At 43.0% G+C, this 15,653-nt stretch carries 11 protein-coding genes; 7 read left to right on the top strand and 4 right to left on the bottom strand.

The features are described 5' to 3' along the window. Positions 1–58 precede the first annotated feature (58 nt). From I8748_RS02340 to I8748_RS02315, 6 genes are all read left to right on the top strand, one after another. Entirely contained in the window at positions 59–775 is a 717-nt protein-coding gene (locus I8748_RS02340) for a class I SAM-dependent methyltransferase (protein ID WP_198123058.1), read from the top strand. Between the two features lie 144 nt (positions 776–919). After that, the gene (locus I8748_RS02335) at positions 920–2,674 is read left to right on the top strand and encodes a carbamoyltransferase family protein (RefSeq protein ID WP_198123057.1); all 1,755 of its coding nucleotides are present in this window, start codon (positions 920–922) and stop codon (positions 2,672–2,674) included. Positions 2,675–2,789: 115 nt separating this feature from the next. Continuing rightward, a complete protein-coding gene (locus tag I8748_RS02330) occupies positions 2,790–3,377 on the top strand; it encodes a YdcF family protein (protein ID WP_198123056.1) in 588 nt (195 codons plus the stop codon). Between the two features lie 430 nt (positions 3,378–3,807). After that, positions 3,808–5,406 carry a GUN4 domain-containing protein gene (locus I8748_RS02325; RefSeq protein WP_198123055.1) on the top strand — a complete coding sequence of 533 codons (1,599 nt, stop codon included), beginning with the start codon at positions 3,808–3,810 and terminating at the stop codon, positions 5,404–5,406. 279 nt (positions 5,407–5,685) lie between these two features. Beyond that, positions 5,686–7,158, top strand: a complete 1,473-nt coding sequence (locus I8748_RS02320; RefSeq protein WP_198123054.1) for a TldD/PmbA family protein — start codon at positions 5,686–5,688, stop codon at positions 7,156–7,158. A 206-nt stretch (positions 7,159–7,364) separates the two neighbouring features. Beyond that, the gene (locus I8748_RS02315; protein WP_198123053.1) at positions 7,365–8,705 is read left to right on the top strand and encodes a TldD/PmbA family protein; all 1,341 of its coding nucleotides are present in this window, start codon (positions 7,365–7,367) and stop codon (positions 8,703–8,705) included. Between the two features lie 126 nt (positions 8,706–8,831). Here the strand turns inward: I8748_RS02315 and I8748_RS02310 are convergent, their stop codons facing one another. From I8748_RS02310 to mgtE, 3 genes are all read right to left on the bottom strand, one after another. Further along, positions 8,832–9,272 (bottom strand): pentapeptide repeat-containing protein, encoded by a 441-nt coding sequence (locus I8748_RS02310; RefSeq protein WP_198123052.1) that lies wholly within the window; start codon positions 9,270–9,272, stop codon positions 8,832–8,834. Positions 9,273–9,948: 676 nt separating this feature from the next. After that, positions 9,949–11,073 carry an aspartate carbamoyltransferase catalytic subunit gene (locus I8748_RS02305; protein ID WP_198123051.1) on the bottom strand — a complete coding sequence of 375 codons (1,125 nt, stop codon included), beginning with the start codon at positions 11,071–11,073 and terminating at the stop codon, positions 9,949–9,951. Between the two features lie 309 nt (positions 11,074–11,382). Further along, positions 11,383–12,735, bottom strand: coding sequence for a magnesium transporter (gene mgtE, locus I8748_RS02300; RefSeq protein WP_198123050.1), 1,353 nt, complete (start codon positions 12,733–12,735; stop codon positions 11,383–11,385). Positions 12,736–13,018: 283 nt separating this feature from the next. Between mgtE and I8748_RS02295 the strand changes: the two genes are divergently transcribed. Then, positions 13,019–13,159 carry a hypothetical protein gene (locus tag I8748_RS02295; protein ID WP_198123049.1) on the top strand — a complete coding sequence of 47 codons (141 nt, stop codon included), beginning with the start codon at positions 13,019–13,021 and terminating at the stop codon, positions 13,157–13,159. On the opposite strand, the gene recG is transcribed toward I8748_RS02295, so the two are convergent. Continuing rightward, on the bottom strand, positions 13,133–15,652 hold the full coding sequence (gene recG, locus I8748_RS02290) for an ATP-dependent DNA helicase RecG (RefSeq protein WP_198123048.1): 2,520 nt from the start codon (positions 15,650–15,652) through the stop codon (positions 13,133–13,135). The two genes, I8748_RS02295 and recG, sit on opposite strands and share 27 nt — an antisense overlap. Position 15,653 lies beyond the last annotated feature (1 nt).

Below are 15,653 nucleotides of genomic sequence, written 5' to 3'. Positions count from 1 at the left end.
TACAAAAATCAGATTGGTTCAAATAGTAAAAATGCATTAATTAAACGGTTAATAACCTATGAATTTGCAAGAACAACAAGAAATCGAATTGCAGCGACGCTACTACGCTGAAACAGCCGATGAATACAATCAAGTACACGTCAGCTCGAAGGATGAACATTTTTTGGCATTAGGTTTTATGGTGGCAGCCTTGGATTATCTGGAGATTCAGTCTATTCTGGATGTTGGCTCAGGAACAGGACGAGCATTAAGTTACATTAAGAACAAACGACCTAATATTCAGATAATTGGTATAGAACCAGTCAAAGAATTAAGAGAAATAGGATATTCTAATGGTTTATCTGATGACGAACTAACTAGTGGTGATGCTACCCAGATTGAGTTCGATGACGGGCAGTTTGATCTGGTGTGTGAATTTGGAGTATTACACCATATCAGAAGGTCAGAAACAGCAGTATCCGAAATGTTGCGGGTTGCTAAAAAAGCAATATTTATATCAGATTCTAATAACTTTGGACAAGGTTCACCATCGTCCAGGTTGATCAAACAGCTAATAAATGCTTTCGGTTTATGGGGCTTTGCCGACTTCATTAAAACTAAAGGTAAGGGGTACACTATCTTAGAAGGCGATGGACTAACCTACTCTTATTCAGTTTTCAATCATTACAAGCAAATTAAACGTTGTTGCAAGAGTGTCCATCTCTTAAATACCAGCAATGGAGGAATAAATCCCTACAGAACGGCAGGCCATGTCGCTTTACTTGGAGTCAAATAATTATATAGAGGGTGATGCTGAATCCAAATAAAACCATGCTATAACTGCTAGGTTGCGGGCGCTGCTCACCCTCACCAATATTCCCCACCCTTAATTATCAGAGCAATTTAAATATTTCAGGTTACTAAACTCAGTCTTAATCATATGAATATTCTCGGAATCAATGCTTACCACGGTGACGCCTCTGCTAGCTTGATCCAAAACGGTCAGCTGGTTGCCGCAGTTGAAGAAGAACGGTTTAATAGAGTCAAACATTGGGCTGGATTTCCCGCAGAATCTATCCGCTATTGCCTGAAAGTTGGTGGTATTAGTGCCGCAGACTTGGATCACGTAGCTGTATCCTTTAACCCCAAAGCTAACCTGAATCGTAAACTCCTGTTCACCCTGCAACAACGTCCCTCGCTATCGTCGCTTCTAGATAGATTTAACAAACAAAGTAAATCCGCCAGCCTCCAGCAGCAGTTAGCAGAAGCCTGCTACTGTCAAGTGCAAGATATCAAAGCCACCATCCATTCACTGGAACACCACACCACTCACCTAGCCAGTGCCTTCTTTGTTTCCCCTTTTGAAAAAGCGGCGATCTTATCCGTGGATGGCATGGGAGACTTTGTGAGTACCCTTGCTGCTGCTGGTGAAGGCAACCATCTAGAGTATTTCTCTCGCACTCACTATCCTCACTCCATCGGTTATCTTTACAATGCCATTACTCTTTATTTGGGTTTTCCTGCCTATGGAGATGAATATAAAGTCATGGGATTGGCACCTTATGGAGAACCAGAATATTTAGAAGCCTTCCGCAAAATTATTTATCCCAAGGGTGATAGTTTTGAGTTGAACCTTGATTACTTCACTCACCACGAACAAGGCATTGCCATGAAGTGGGATAATGGAGCGCCCATTGTTGAACCTTTCCACAGCCCAGAATTAGAAAAATTATTGGGGCCAGCACGACAACCCTACTCAGAAGTTACCCCCAAGCATCAGAACATTGCTAGTTCTGTGCAAGCGGTGACAGAAGAAATTATTTTTCATCTACTTAACCGGCTAAGCGATCGCGTTCAAAGTGAAAATCTCTGCTTGGCGGGTGGTGTGGCAATGAATTCCGTTGCTAATGGTAAGATTACTCAAAATACTCCCTTCAAAAATATCTATATCCCGGTGGGGGCAGCTGACAATGGTACATCAATTGGGGCAGCTTTCTTTGTTTGGAATCATGTCCTCAAGCAACCACGTCAGTTTGTTTTGAACCATGCATACTGGGGTTCAGAGTTTTCTGATGAAGAATGCTTGCTATCATTGCAATCCCACGATTTGCAACCGAAACATCTAGACCGAGAAGCACTATTACACCAAGTTGTTGATGCCCTTTGTGAAGGTAAAGTAGTTGGTTGGTTTCAAGGCAGAATGGAATTTGCTGCTAGAGCTTTAGGCAACAGATCCCTGATTGCCGATCCGCGCCGTGTTGATATGCGCGATATTATCAACCTCAAAATTAAATTTAGGGAAAAGTTCCGTCCCTTCGCTCCCAGCATTCTCGAAGAACACGTAGGTGAATACTTTGAGATTGATGCACCAACACCATTCATGGAAAAGGTGTTTAAAATTCGCCCAGAAAAAAGAGAACAAATTCCTGCTGTCACCCATGTTGATGGTACTGGCCGCTTACAAACTGTCAGTCGTCAAACTAATCCTCTCTATTGGGACTTGATTAATACTTTTGCCCAACGTACTGGTGTTCCCATTATCTTGAATACCTCCCTCAATGAAAATGAACCCATCGTCAGAACGCCAAAAGAAGCCATTCAGTGCTTTTTGAGAACACACATGGATGCTTTGGTGTTGGGTTCTTATTATGTAGAACGCAAGGATATTAAAACCTCATCTTCTACCAATTCGTAATTTTTGAATTTGTAGCTTGCTTTTTTCACTCTTAGTATTAGTCATCAGGAAAGAGCGATCGCGCACGGCAAAATAGAGTCAGAAATCAAGAACTAGCAAATCAGTGAGTCTGTTGATGAAAGTATTTCATCTTGTGAGACAGTATTGGATTTTTGCTCTAGCAGGTTTTATGCTGATCCTGCTGTTATTCATACCCATTCGATTAGCGATCGCTTCCTACCAAGCCCCACAACCCCAAGCTATTGTCACCCTCGGTGGTAGCCCATATCGAGAAAAATTCACTGCCCAATTTGCTCAAATACATCCCTCGTTGGATATTTGGATTTCCAGTGGTAACCCTCCAGAGGAAATCCAAGCCATTTTCAAAACTGCGGGTACTCCAAGCGATCGCCTTCACCTTGACTACCGTGCTACTGACACCGTTACTAACTTTACAACCCTCGTTTCAGATTTTAAACAACGTCAGATTCAGCACCTGTACCTGATTACCTCTGATTTCCACATGCCCAGAGCCAAAGCAATAGCCACTATCGTTCTAGGTAGTCATGGTATTACTTTTACTCCTGTTCCCATCTCCTCTTCCTACCCCAGAGAATCCATGATTCGTATCTTTCGTGATTTTGGACGCTCTGTAGTATGGATTTTTACAGGGCGTACCGGAGCCAGCTTGAGGGCTAGTCTGTCTCGTCCACTATTTTCTTAGTCTATACTCCTCCGCGCAATTATTTAGACCGCAATCATAATATGTATTTTAAAATACATATTATGAACTTTATAGATCCTAAAATTTATGGAACCTTGATTGTTAATTAGGACTTACGCGCATTGTCATATTTTTCTCGTGTGGGTTGTACTAGGTCAAAAGGAGCCAGTCGTGTGGTGAGGCAACGCGGTCTTGGGGGTTCCCCCCATGAGCGATTGCCGAAAGGGTTGACCGACTTGAACGAACTGGCGTTCAACAGTCCAAAAATCAAGGTTTTTTGACCCTTGACTCTTGACTATTGACTGCCATCGCAGAAAATATGTGTGCCAGTTGCGTAAGTCCTGTTAATTTTGATCTGCTTTCACCGGAAATTCCTTATACAAGTGCGTATAAATATCAAACTCAAGTTACAAAAGCAATAAAAACTGAGATGGTAAAAAACTGGGCGTTGGCGATTGGTATTAATCAGTACGACTTCCTACAACCGCTAAAGTATGCCAAGCGGGATGCAAAGTTAATCCAAGAGTTTTTTCGCAACGAAGCAGGTTTTGATCGGGTTTTCTGGTTTTCTGATGAATCACCGGATCTTGGTAGCGAACCCACTCGTCCTTACCGTGCTAACTTGCTGCGACTGTTACAGCAGTTATTTGCAAAACCCTTTATGGAGGCCGGAGATAACTTTTGGTTTTTCTTTAGCGGTTATGGGATGGTAGACGCTAACCAAGATTACCTCATGCCTTCTGATGGAGATCCAGAGGACATAGAAAACACAGCTATTTCCATTAGTGATCTCACCGAATGCCTCAACCGTTGTGGAGCTGATAATATCGTCCTGATTTTAGATGCTTGTCGCCGGCAGCACAAGAACAGTGGAGAAGGAATTGGGCGACACACACAAACAATAGCACGTCAAACTGGAGTTATCAGTATCCTATCCTGTAGTCCAGATGAATATTCCTATGAAATTGACGCATTACAAAAAGGTGTCTTTACCCATGCGCTACTAGAAGGCTTAGGTACTCAGGGACAATGTGCCACTGTTGAGCGGCTGAATCAGTATCTCGGTTTTCGAGTACCGCAACTTGCATACCACTATCAGAAGGCTCGACAAACACCTCATATCATAGCTGAGCCGATCAAGTCCCGCTTGATTCTCGCACCTAAACATGCAACTAAGCATGATATCAGCAAGCTACAAATAGATGCTGTGCAAGCTGAAGTTAGTCAGAATCTAGAATTAGCAGAGCAATTATGGATTCGGGTAAATGCTGCGGCTTCTAGTTCAGATATAGATGCAGTCAAAGAAATTGAAAGAATCGCTCAGTTGCGGGTGGAAGCTTGTGCAACTCAAAAACAGCTAACACCTCAAATACCTTCTTTGAATGGTTCACCTCTGCATGAAAACAGGAAGTATGCCCTACACTCGAATCTTGACGGGCGCAGCTGCAACCAGAGTTTGGGGCTAGGGCGTATACCAACTGCCAAACATCAACAAAAATCAACCTTAGCAAGACCAGACATTGCAATCAATGACCTCAATTCAGAACGGGGAATTGACTACAAGCCTTTGCACGATTTGCTAGCAGCTGGTGAGTGGAAACAAGCAGATCGAGAAACTCTCGCTGTGATGTTGAAGATTGCTGGTCGAGAAAAACAAGGCTGGCTGAATATTGAAGCTATTAACCAGTTTCCAGAAACCGACCTTTATACCATTGACCAACTTTGGCTAAAGTTCAGTAATGGACGCTTTGGTTTTAGTGTCCAAAAGCAAATTTGGGAAAGTGTCGGCGGTCAAACTGATGCTGATTATGAAACATGGTGCAAGTTTTGCGATCGCGTCGGCTGGCGTGTGAATCAAAATTGGCTATTCTACTCGGATCTCAGCTTCGACACTGATGCACCCAAAGGACATTTTCCCGCAGCAGCAACGGTGAATCTTTTGACAGTTTGGCGGGGTTGGGTAGTAGGTTTATTCTCTTGTCTTGTCGGATTCTCTGCTTTGGCGTTGAGGCTGGGAAAATCTCATTGATGAAGTGTGGGCGATCGCTGTTTTATACCTTGAGTGCTTTCCTTCTCCTTAACTTACTTGACTGCATATGTAAGTTATATTGTGTATGAGAAACCATTCTTAAACTTAAAACGCTACTTTAAGTATATTTAAAAAATATAGACCAAAAATATAGACCTTGTAAGGGTGAGGAAACCCCTACTGCCTATATGCCAACTGCGGCTTTCACCGATTTGTTAGACTGATGACACCAGGATTTTTCAGGCAAATCTCTGATAACGCCAGCAGACGAGGCTATTCATGCTTACAAGTACGCTACTTCTCTCAAACCAACTCCCCACCCTGCAATATTCATCTACAACGGAGCAATTCGATGAAACTTGGGAAGCCCCCCTGGCTACCCTCTTAGGACTAGGACGCGCAGCGGGTGCAGACTTCATCGAATTTTTCTTAGAACGTCGCAATTACATTAATTGTGGTGCAGAAGATGACGAAATCACCAGTATTACACCAAGTCTAGGCACAGGTGCGGGAGTTAGGGTATTTCGCGGCAAAGCCGATTGCTATGTCAGTACCAATGACCTTTCATTCTCAGGTTTGAAAGCTGCCTTAGAAAAAGGTCTTTCCATCCTGGGATTAAATCTACCAGCACCTAATGCTTTTATACCAGAAATTAATCTGGAATTATTCAGGGACTACGCTACAAAACGCGGCAAAGATGGATGGCTACCTTTGTGTAGCTCAATTCGGGAAATGGGAGAAGTCCTCCTAGATGGTACTGCCAAGCTCAAGCAAAAAGCTCGCCACATCCAATCGCGCCGCGCTACTTATTTCCGGGATTGGCAAGAAGTGTTAGTCGCCGCTAGCGATGGCACTTTTGCTCGTGACATTCGCCTCACCCAGTCAGTAGGATTTAACCTTTTGTGTGCTGATGGTGCAAATCGTGCCTCCATTGGTGAACGTGCTGGTAATACCAGTGATGCCAACTTCTTGAGAACCTGGGATTACCAACAAGCCGCCGAGCATATAGCAGAATCCGCTGGTAAAATGCTGTATGCAGATTACGTAGAATCAGGCACTTATCCCATCATCATGGCAAATCATTTTGGTGGCGTTATTTTCCACGAAGCCTGTGGGCATCTGCTGGAAACTACTCAAATTGAACGCAATACCACTCCCTTTGCTGATAAAAAAGGCGAAAAAATTGCCCATGAAAGTTTGACAGCTTGGGATGAAGGGCGGAGTGAAAATGCCTTCGGTACAATTGATATGGATGACGAAGGTATGCCTGCTCAAAGAACCCTATTAATTGAAAAAGGCGTTCTCAAAAACTTCTTAGCAGATAGAACAGGTTCTTCGCGCACCGGACACCCCAGAACTGGAAGCGGCCGGCGTCAGAATTATGTCTATGCTGCTGCTAGTAGGATGCGTAATACTTATATTGCTCCTGGCGAATATACAACTGAAGATTTATTTGCCTCTGTTGATAAAGGTATTTACTGTAAAAAGATGGGTGGTGGTAGCGTTGGTGCTACAGGCCAATTTAACTTTAGTGTCGATGAAGCTTATTTAATTGAAAATGGCAAAATTACCAAACCACTAAAGGGAGCCATCCTCATCGGTGAAGCCAAGGAAATTATGAATAAAATTTCCATGTGTTCCCAAGATTTGGAACTTGCCCCTGGTTTTTGTGGTTCTGTGAGTGGCAGTATCTACACCACAGTAGGACAACCCCACATCAAGGTTGATTCGATAACCGTAGGTGGACGATAAGTATTTTGGATTTGAAATTTTGGATTTTGGATTGTGAATGAGCAACAGTATTGGTTAGGCATGATTGTTCAAGATTATAGCTATGGCTTTTTCTCAACCATAACCATACAAGAAAATTACACGCAATAATATCCAAAATCCAAAATCTAATCCCAAAATGACTTGATTTAAATCCAAAATCTAAAATCCAAAATCCAAAATTGATTATGGCGAGTATTAATGAAATTGCAAATTATGCCAAGGATAATGCAGACAAGCTTGGCATTAATAAGTTCGATATTTATGGCTCAACAGTAGATGAAACTACCGTGCAAGTAGATCAAGGTGAGCCAAAACAAGTCAAAGCTTCAAATCGCTCTGTTGTTACTGTTCGCGTCTGGAATGAAGACAATACAATGGGTGTCACCAGTACGACAGATGTAGATCCCAAAGGACTAGAATTAGCTTTAAAAACAGCTTATGAAGCTAGTTTTTTTGGTGTTAAAGAAAATGTCCCTGATTTTAGTCCAGAGGCTACTATTCCTATTGCCAATACACTTCATGATAAAGCTACACAAGCACCTGTTTCTGTTCTCATAGAAAGATTACTTCTTGCCGAAAAGGAAATACTAGCGGCTCATCCGGCAATTCAAGGAGTGCCTTATAATGGCTTGGCACAAAGAGATATTGACAGGTTTTACCTCAATAGCGATGGTGCAGTGCGAACAGAATCTCACTCCTTAGCATCAGTTTATCTCTACAGCAAAACCGAGGAAGAAGGGAAAAAACCCCGCAGTGCAGGTGCTTTAAGAATCAACCGCAGTTTAGAGAATCTAGACATTGATGGTTGCATCAAAGAAACTGCCGATAAAACTATCAGCCACTTGAATTATGAGAAAATCAAGACTGGTAAATATCGAGTTGTTTTCTCACCAGAGGCTTTTTTAAGTTTGTTGGGTGCTTTTTCTAATTTGTTCAATGCTCAAAATATTTTGGACAAACAAAGCCTATCTAATCCTGATGATTTAGGTAAGCAAATTGCTTCTCCTTTACTTTCAGTTTATGATGATGCCCTGCACCCAGAAAATGTTGCGGCAGAAAGTTTTGATGGAGAAGGAACTCCTACTCGTCAGGTGTCGCTGATTGAAAATGGCGTTTTAACCGGCTTTCTCCATAGTGCTGGGACTGCTAAAAGAATGAATGCCAAGCCAACAGGTAATGCTAGTATTGGTGCAAAAGTCAGTGTCAGTCCTAATTTTTTCCACGTTTTTGCAGCAGCAAGCCCTGAGCAAGAATTGAGTTTAGAAACTGCTGAAAATGTGATTTTTATCGATAATTTACGCGCTCTTCATGCCGGGGTGAAATCTTTACAAGGCTCTTTTTCTCTGCCTTTCGATGGTTGGATAATCAACAAAGGTGTCAGGACGAGTATTGAGTCAGCAACAGTTGCTGGCGATTTCTTGGAACTGTTGAAGTCAATTATTTATGTAGAAAAAGAGGTCGAGTTAACACCAGGCGGAGTAGCTCCCAATGTCTGGGTTGATGAGCTATCAATCACTGGTGAATAAAGTTTAATAAGTAGGAGTTGGGAGTTGTAAGGGCGGGTTTTGTAAGAAACTCAATTAGTCAGAAGATAGGCTTGCTAAACCCGCCCCTACAGGAGTTTTTAGTTTTTAACTCATAACTCATAACTCTCATTCTCCGCCTCCGATACCGAGATTGATATCAAATCCATCAGCACCATTTAAATTAGTTCCAATCATCACGGCACCATCTACTTGAGCATCATGTAAATTGGCTTCGCTTAAATCCGCATTCGTCAGGTTAGCATTATTAAAGCTAGTCCCACTGGCAAAGGCTTCTGTTAAATTAGCACCTTCTAAATTAGCACCTGTTAAATCTGCACCTTCTAAATTAGCACCTTCTAAATTAGCACCTTTTAAATTTGCATTCCTCAAATCAACACCTATTAGGTGAGTGCCTTTGAGGTTTACGCCTGTTAAATTACATCCAATACATTCTCTAGTTTCTAGCAAGCGCCTGACAGGAGTTAAGTTTTCAGCTTTTACAGAATTAGGAACAGCTAGAGAGAGGCTACTGAGTAAAGCTGCTGTGGTCATAAATATTGGTTTCATAGTTTCTTTACCTCTGTTATTTTCAGAAGTTATGAACTACTAAATTTCTACAATACCATTGTCTCAAATTCCAGAATTCTGTCCTCATGCGAGCGGGAGAATTGATTTTTGATGAGAAGTTGAAGTATTCTTCCCTGAGCTATAGTAAGAACATTAAAACAATCTGCCTATCAGAATAAATCTGAGGCTGATTAAGTAAATTTCAATTTTAAACAGGACTTACGCAACTGGTACATATCTCCTTGATAAGAGTCAAGTGTCAAAAGTCAAAAGTCCAAAAACCTTGACTTTTGACTTTTAACTTTGGCCAGTTTTTGCAAACAAATCTGACAATTGCGTAATATAGCTGGGGACTGGGGACTGGTGACTGGGGACTGGGTGAAAAGTCTTTTTGTGTCTAGGTTTTATCATTTGTTGATGTCCTAACACTACTGGCGACAGCTATATTATGTCCGGCAAATTACTTATAATAAGTCATTACGAGCGCAACGAAGTAGACGAAGCAATCACAAGGTCTCTGCCATTGCTTCACTTCGTTTGCAATGACAAGTATTCAACCGCATATGATATAAGTCCTGTCAAATTTAATTCGTTATAACTTTCAGCAACACATAACTGTAGTAGGATATTTTTTGATTTGCTAATTCTTTAGAGGCTCCTGTTTGATTTTGAATTTTTAATTTTGAATTGCTGAAGTCTTGCCGCTACCCAATAAATACAACAATGCCATGCGAACGGCGACGCCACTGGTAACTTGTGATTGAATGAGACTAAATTCGGGATCATCCATCAACTCAGAGCTAATTTCAACACCACGGTTAACTGGGCCTGGATGCAAAACTTTGACGTTAGGCTTGCACAGTTGCAGCTTTGTGCGTGTAATACCAAACATGTGATGATATTCTCGCAAACTGGGCAGCAAATGAGCAGTCATACGTTCTTTTTGCAGACGCAAAGTCATGACGAAATCAGCATCTTGCAAGGCTGGTTCTAGATGCCAATGCAGAAATAGTTGGCGATTTTGCGAGTGGGAAGTGGGAGATGAGGGGGATGAGGGGGATGAGGGGGATGAGGAGATAATAAACTCTTGATTGGTGTTTTCTGACTTTTGTACCTTTGTAAGGTCTTGCGCCCCTTCTGACTCCTCAAAGATATACTGGGCAAATAACTTGGGTAAAAGGGTAGGTGGTGCGGCCAGATGCACTTGGGCACCGCTGGCTGTTAAACTCCAAATATTTGATCGCGCTACACGAGAATGCAAAATATCCCCAACAATGGCAATTTTTTTACCTTTTAACAGTTCCAGTCGGGGATGGGCTGGGTCGATGAGCGTACAGATGGTAAATAAATCCAGGAGTGCTTGGGAAGGATGTTCATGTTGACCATCGCCAGCATTGAGGACGCTAACTCTTACACCTAAACGATCCATTTCAGCTGCGATCGCATTTGGTACTCCGGCTTCTTTATGGCGAATGACCATGATATCAGTTCCCATGGCCAAATAAGTTTTCGCCGTGTCAAGAATTGTTTCTCCTTTAGTCATAGAAGAAGTGGCTGCGGCGAAATTCAATATATCTGCACTCAAGCGTTTCGCAGCAAGTTCAAAACTGCTGCGAGTGCGGGTAGATGGTTCAAAAAATAAATTCGCCACCACATGTCCCTGCAAGGTTGGTACTTTCTTTGTCCGCCGTGATAGCACTTCCTGAAAACTGGCAGCTGTTTGCAAAACAGTATCGTATTCAGCAGCAGTAAAGTCAGCTAGCGAGAGAACGTGATGACGATTCCAGGTGGTAGTAGGCATAAATAGCTATTAGTTGTCTAGGTAGAGGTATGAGTAAGTTTCCCAGGGCTAACACTTCTCTACAGCTTTTTAATGTAATTCGTAATTCGTAATTCGTAATTCGTAATTCGTAATTCGTAATTCGTAATTCGTAATTCGTAATTCGTAATTGTAGAGACGATTCGGCGAATCGTCTGTACTCAGATTTAATCTCACGTGAGTTCGATAGATTCTGATGAATTCGCTTTTATTGTTCTCCCCGTTTTGGGGAGAGGCTTAAAAACCCTATTCTTGCCTACCAAATTATAGATTTCTTGCCCCTTCCGCCTATTAACTGGGTAAATGCAAAATTTTCAAAGCTACAGAAATTAGGCTAAGGAACGTTAAGAACCCAATTGTATCTAGCATGGTTGTTACTAGGGGGCCGCTAACTAAAGCCGGATCTAGCTTCAGCCGCTTTAAACCCATTGGCAGCAAAGTACCAAGAGTTACAGCTACAATCGTGTTAGTTGCCATTACCATTCCTGCAACTAAAGCTACCCATCGCTCTTGAGGACGCGCCCAAATCAAGGAAAGTGCAATCATTGTCACTGCTAAAGCTAAGGCTGTACCCAAGCCTGCACACAGTTCTTTGCGGAGAATTTTCATTGTATCTTTGGGTGTCACTTCACCTACACCCAAGCCTCGGATTGTCACCGTCAAGGCTTGAATTCCCACTGTACCACCAGTGTTAGAAAAAATTGGCATAATGACTGCCAGAACGGGCACAGCGGCTATTACCGATTGGAAAGGGGCGATCGCACTGGCTGCACCAATATACAAACCCATGATTGCTAACAACCAGGGTAAGCGCTTGCGAATGGTAACTTGGGGAGGCGACAAAGCATCTTCATCACCACTGACACCGGCTAATTTTTGAATGTCTTCTGTGGCTTCTTCTTGCAAAATATCCATGACATCATCAATAGTGATAATGCCGACCAATCGGTCTTCGCGGTCAACCACAGGTATAGCGATTAAGTCATAGCGCTGCATGATTTGGGCGACTTCTTCTTGAGAAGTTTCGGTTCGCACTTTGATCACGCGATCGCTAGCAATATCTCTGATTAAGACATCGGGAAAGGTAAAAAGCAACTGACGCAGTGAAACAACTCTTACCAGTGTACGATTGTCATCTGTCACGTAGGCATAGTATATACTCTCCTTATCTTCGTCCTGACGGCGGATTTTACTGAGTGCTTCTCCTACAGTTAAGCCTTCGCGTAACCGTACATATTCTGTTGTCATTACCCGCCCAGCGGTACCTTCTGGATAGCCGAGAATAGTGGCTGTTGCTTGCCTTTGTTCTGAACTCAGTTGTTGTAAAAGTCGTTTGACGACTCCTGCGGGTAACTCATCAAATAATTCTGCCCGTTCGTCAGGACTCATTGCCTCTACAAGTTGTACTACTTGCACATCATGCAGAGAATTGATCAGTTCTTCCTGTACATCTGTTGGTAGATATTCAAAGACATCAATTGCCTGACCTTTGTTGAGTAGGCGAAATGCGATCGCCCGCTGTTGTTCAGGCAATTGTGTAATGTATTCTCCTACATCTACAGGTTGTAAATGGTTTAAATCCCATTTGAGCCGATTTAGATCGGTAGCTTCAATGAGCGAGTTGCGAATATCCTGTGTAAGCATGATACCTCCTAAAGTCTCCCCCGCGCTGGGAGACTGCCTCGCCAGCTTAGAGGAGGATAATACTGCCATCTTGTGGACTTTTGTCCATAAAATCTCAACGCAACAACTTAGTATTAGTAAGCAATCAAGCCATTTCCAAGTCAGAAAGCTGACTCGGAATGTCGTCATCTAATTATAGATGCTGACTAATAGTATGCATAATTTGTGGTGTCATTCACAAGCACACTATTGATAATCTTGATTGTATTTGAAGTTAGTGTAAATTTTACTACTGTTGCCAGCTATGTCAAGCTTATCTCAGGATTTCCTGGCAAACTTTACAGAGATAAAATATTTACAGGCTAATCGGTATACCTGGTTTGAAGAGGAAAGGGTAGTGCGATCGCTCAACGGTCTATCAAGTCAAAATCGCCCCACCCATTAACCGCTCATACCGATACTTCAATTCTGCTTTCATCAAAAACCAACGCTCTAGGGTTGCATCCATTTCTATCACTTTCTCTGCTGCTTGCCGCGCCAACAGCAAAACTTCTTCATCTTCCACCAAACTTGCCAAGGTAAAATCTGGCACTCCTGATTGACGAGTCCCTAGCACTTCTCCAGGGCCGCGAAACCGCATATCCATTTCCGAGATAAAAAAGCCATCTTGGGACTGTTCCAACACCTTTAGCCGTTGTTGAGCATCAGGACTTCTGGAACTGCTCATTAATAAACAATAAGACTGAGCCGCACCACGACCAACACGCCCCCGCAATTGATGCAGCTGCGATAAGCCGAATCTCTCTGCATTTTCAATGAGCATTACCGTTGCATTGGGCACATCAACTCCAACTTCCACAACAGTGGTAGAAACTAGAATTTTCGTTTCATTATCTCTAAATTTGGTAATTGCTTCGTCTTTCTCAGCCGAACTCATGCGACCATGCAACAGCCCCACTTGAAAGTCGGGAAAAACACTTTCCTGTAACTTTTGATGCTCCTCCACAGCCGATCGCAAATCCAGTTTCTCTGATTCTTCCACCAACGGCAACACCACATAAACTTGTCTTCCTTGGACAATTTCCCGGCGCATCAAATCGTAAGCATGGGTGCGTTGCTGTCCTGTCAACACAGTGGTTTGAATCTTTTGCCGTCCTGGTGGTAACTCATCTATTTGGCTGACATCCAAATCCCCATGTATCGTTAGTGCTAATGTCCGAGGAATCGGTGTAGCTGTCATAGTTAATACATGGGGTTGTTCACCTTTTTGTTGTAACAGCGCCCGCTGTTTCACCCCAAAACGATGCTGTTCATCAATCACCGCCAACCCCAATTTTCGGAAGTTTACAGGGTCTTGAATCAAGGCGTGAGTTCCCACCAACAAAGGTAATTCACCAGTTTCTAGCTGAGAATGGATTTGTCGCCTTTTAGCAACTTTTGTAGAACCCGTCAATAATTCCACTGGTAAATACAGCAGATTAAACCAGCCAACTAACTTGCGGTAATGCTGTTCTGCCAAGACTTCCGTGGGAGCCATCAGTGCAGCTTGGTAGCCAGATTGAATTGCTGCGAGGATAGCAATGACAGCAACCACAGTTTTACCAGAACCAACATCGCCCTGCACCAGACGATTCATCGGTGCAGGTTTTTGCAAGTCGTTGAGGATGTCGTTGAGGACTCGTTGCTGCGCCCCAGTGAGTTGAAAAGGCAGCAAGTCGTAGAATTTTTCAATTAACTGACCTTTGGGGGCAAGAATGGCACTGGTTTGGATAGCCCTTGCTTGCTGCTGACGTTGCAGTAAACCGAGTTGCAGGTAGAAAAATTCATCAAATACCAGGCGGCGACGGGCAACTTGTAAAGTGGCGCTGTCGGTGGGAAAGTGGATGTTAGCGATCGCATCCTTCAATTCCATCAAACCATACTTCTCTCGCAAACCAAGGGGCAAAGGGTCTTTCAGATGAGCCGCAGATGGCAAAGCGGCAATTACGGCTTGTCGTACCATACTTGCCATTACTCCCTCAGTCAGGGCATAAATTGGCACTACCCGCCCGATAGTTAGCGACTCAATGGTATCTCCTGGATTTGCCAAAACTTCCAATTCTGGGTTATCCAGCGTCAAGCCATATTTACTACCTTTCACCAATCCGCACGCAGCCACAACACTACCCACTGGGTAGCGACGTTTTAAACTTTCTTGCCAAGCACGACTGGTAAAACGTGTCCCAGCAGAAAAGCGATTAATTTTAATTTGACCTGTATTATCTTTTACTATTAGTTCTAAAATCGATAATTTCTTATTCTTGGGGCTAGTAAAGCAATTGCAACGCTTCACCGTCGCCACAATTGTCACAGTCTCACCCGCTTGTAACTCGCGGATATTCACCTGACGCGCATAGTCAATATGGTCACGAGGATAGTAAAAAAGCAGGTCACGCACAGTATACAGACCCAAAGCCGCCAATTTGTCAGCTTTTCTCATACCTATTTCAGGTAACTCGCTGAGTTTTTGGTCTGTTTTCGGAGCCAGTCTGCGACTAACTTCAGCCACAATTGAAGACTTAGGATTTTGGTAAACTTTGGATTGATAAGCTCTCCCCTGCACCTCTGCACCTCTGCTCCCCTGCACCCCTGCACCTCTGCTCCCCTGATCCTTTGGCTCCTCCTGCTCTTTTTGCAATTGGAACAGATACCTGCGAGTTTCTGCTACTAAATGTTGTCTGTCTTCCATCCCCAGATTGGGATAACTAGCAAATTTAACTGCTAATTCTTGCCAGTGGCGGCGTTCAATAGAGGGCAAAACTGTGGGGAACTTGCCAAAAGTCAGGCTCAGAAATTCACTGAAGCGGTATTGTTTACCAACCAAATCTGTAAAGCCATTTTCCGCCTCTATTGCCAAGGCTTTGTGCAATCGTATCCAATCTGGTGTGTCATTAGTCATT

Origin of the sequence: Amazonocrinis nigriterrae CENA67, from assembly GCF_016056305.1 — a bacterium.
Taxonomy (GTDB): domain Bacteria; phylum Cyanobacteriota; class Cyanobacteriia; order Cyanobacteriales; family Nostocaceae; genus Amazonocrinis; species Amazonocrinis nigriterrae.
This window is presented reverse-complemented; position numbering and strand designations above follow the sequence as displayed.

Excerpts from the sequence above, each read along its gene's own strand:
- I8748_RS02325 (WP_198123055.1), top strand. The coding sequence starts at position 3,808 with ATGGTAAAAAACTGGGCGTTGGCGATTGGTATTAATCAGTACGACTTC.
- I8748_RS02315 (WP_198123053.1), top strand. The coding sequence starts at position 7,365 with ATGGCGAGTATTAATGAAATTGCAAATTATGCCAAGGATAATGCAGAC.
- I8748_RS02305 (WP_198123051.1), bottom strand. The coding sequence starts at position 11,073 with ATGCCTACTACCACCTGGAATCGTCATCACGTTCTCTCGCTAGCTGAC.
- I8748_RS02340 (WP_198123058.1), top strand. The coding sequence starts at position 59 with ATGAATTTGCAAGAACAACAAGAAATCGAATTGCAGCGACGCTACTAC.
- recG (WP_198123048.1), bottom strand. The coding sequence starts at position 15,652 with ATGACTAATGACACACCAGATTGGATACGATTGCACAAAGCCTTGGCA.
- I8748_RS02335 (WP_198123057.1), top strand. The coding sequence starts at position 920 with ATGAATATTCTCGGAATCAATGCTTACCACGGTGACGCCTCTGCTAGC.
- mgtE (WP_198123050.1), bottom strand. The coding sequence starts at position 12,735 with ATGCTTACACAGGATATTCGCAACTCGCTCATTGAAGCTACCGATCTA.
- I8748_RS02330 (WP_198123056.1), top strand. The coding sequence starts at position 2,790 with ATGAAAGTATTTCATCTTGTGAGACAGTATTGGATTTTTGCTCTAGCA.
- I8748_RS02295 (WP_198123049.1), top strand. The coding sequence starts at position 13,019 with ATGTCAAGCTTATCTCAGGATTTCCTGGCAAACTTTACAGAGATAAAA.
- I8748_RS02320 (WP_198123054.1), top strand. The coding sequence starts at position 5,686 with ATGCTTACAAGTACGCTACTTCTCTCAAACCAACTCCCCACCCTGCAA.
- I8748_RS02310 (WP_198123052.1), bottom strand. The coding sequence starts at position 9,272 with ATGAAACCAATATTTATGACCACAGCAGCTTTACTCAGTAGCCTCTCT.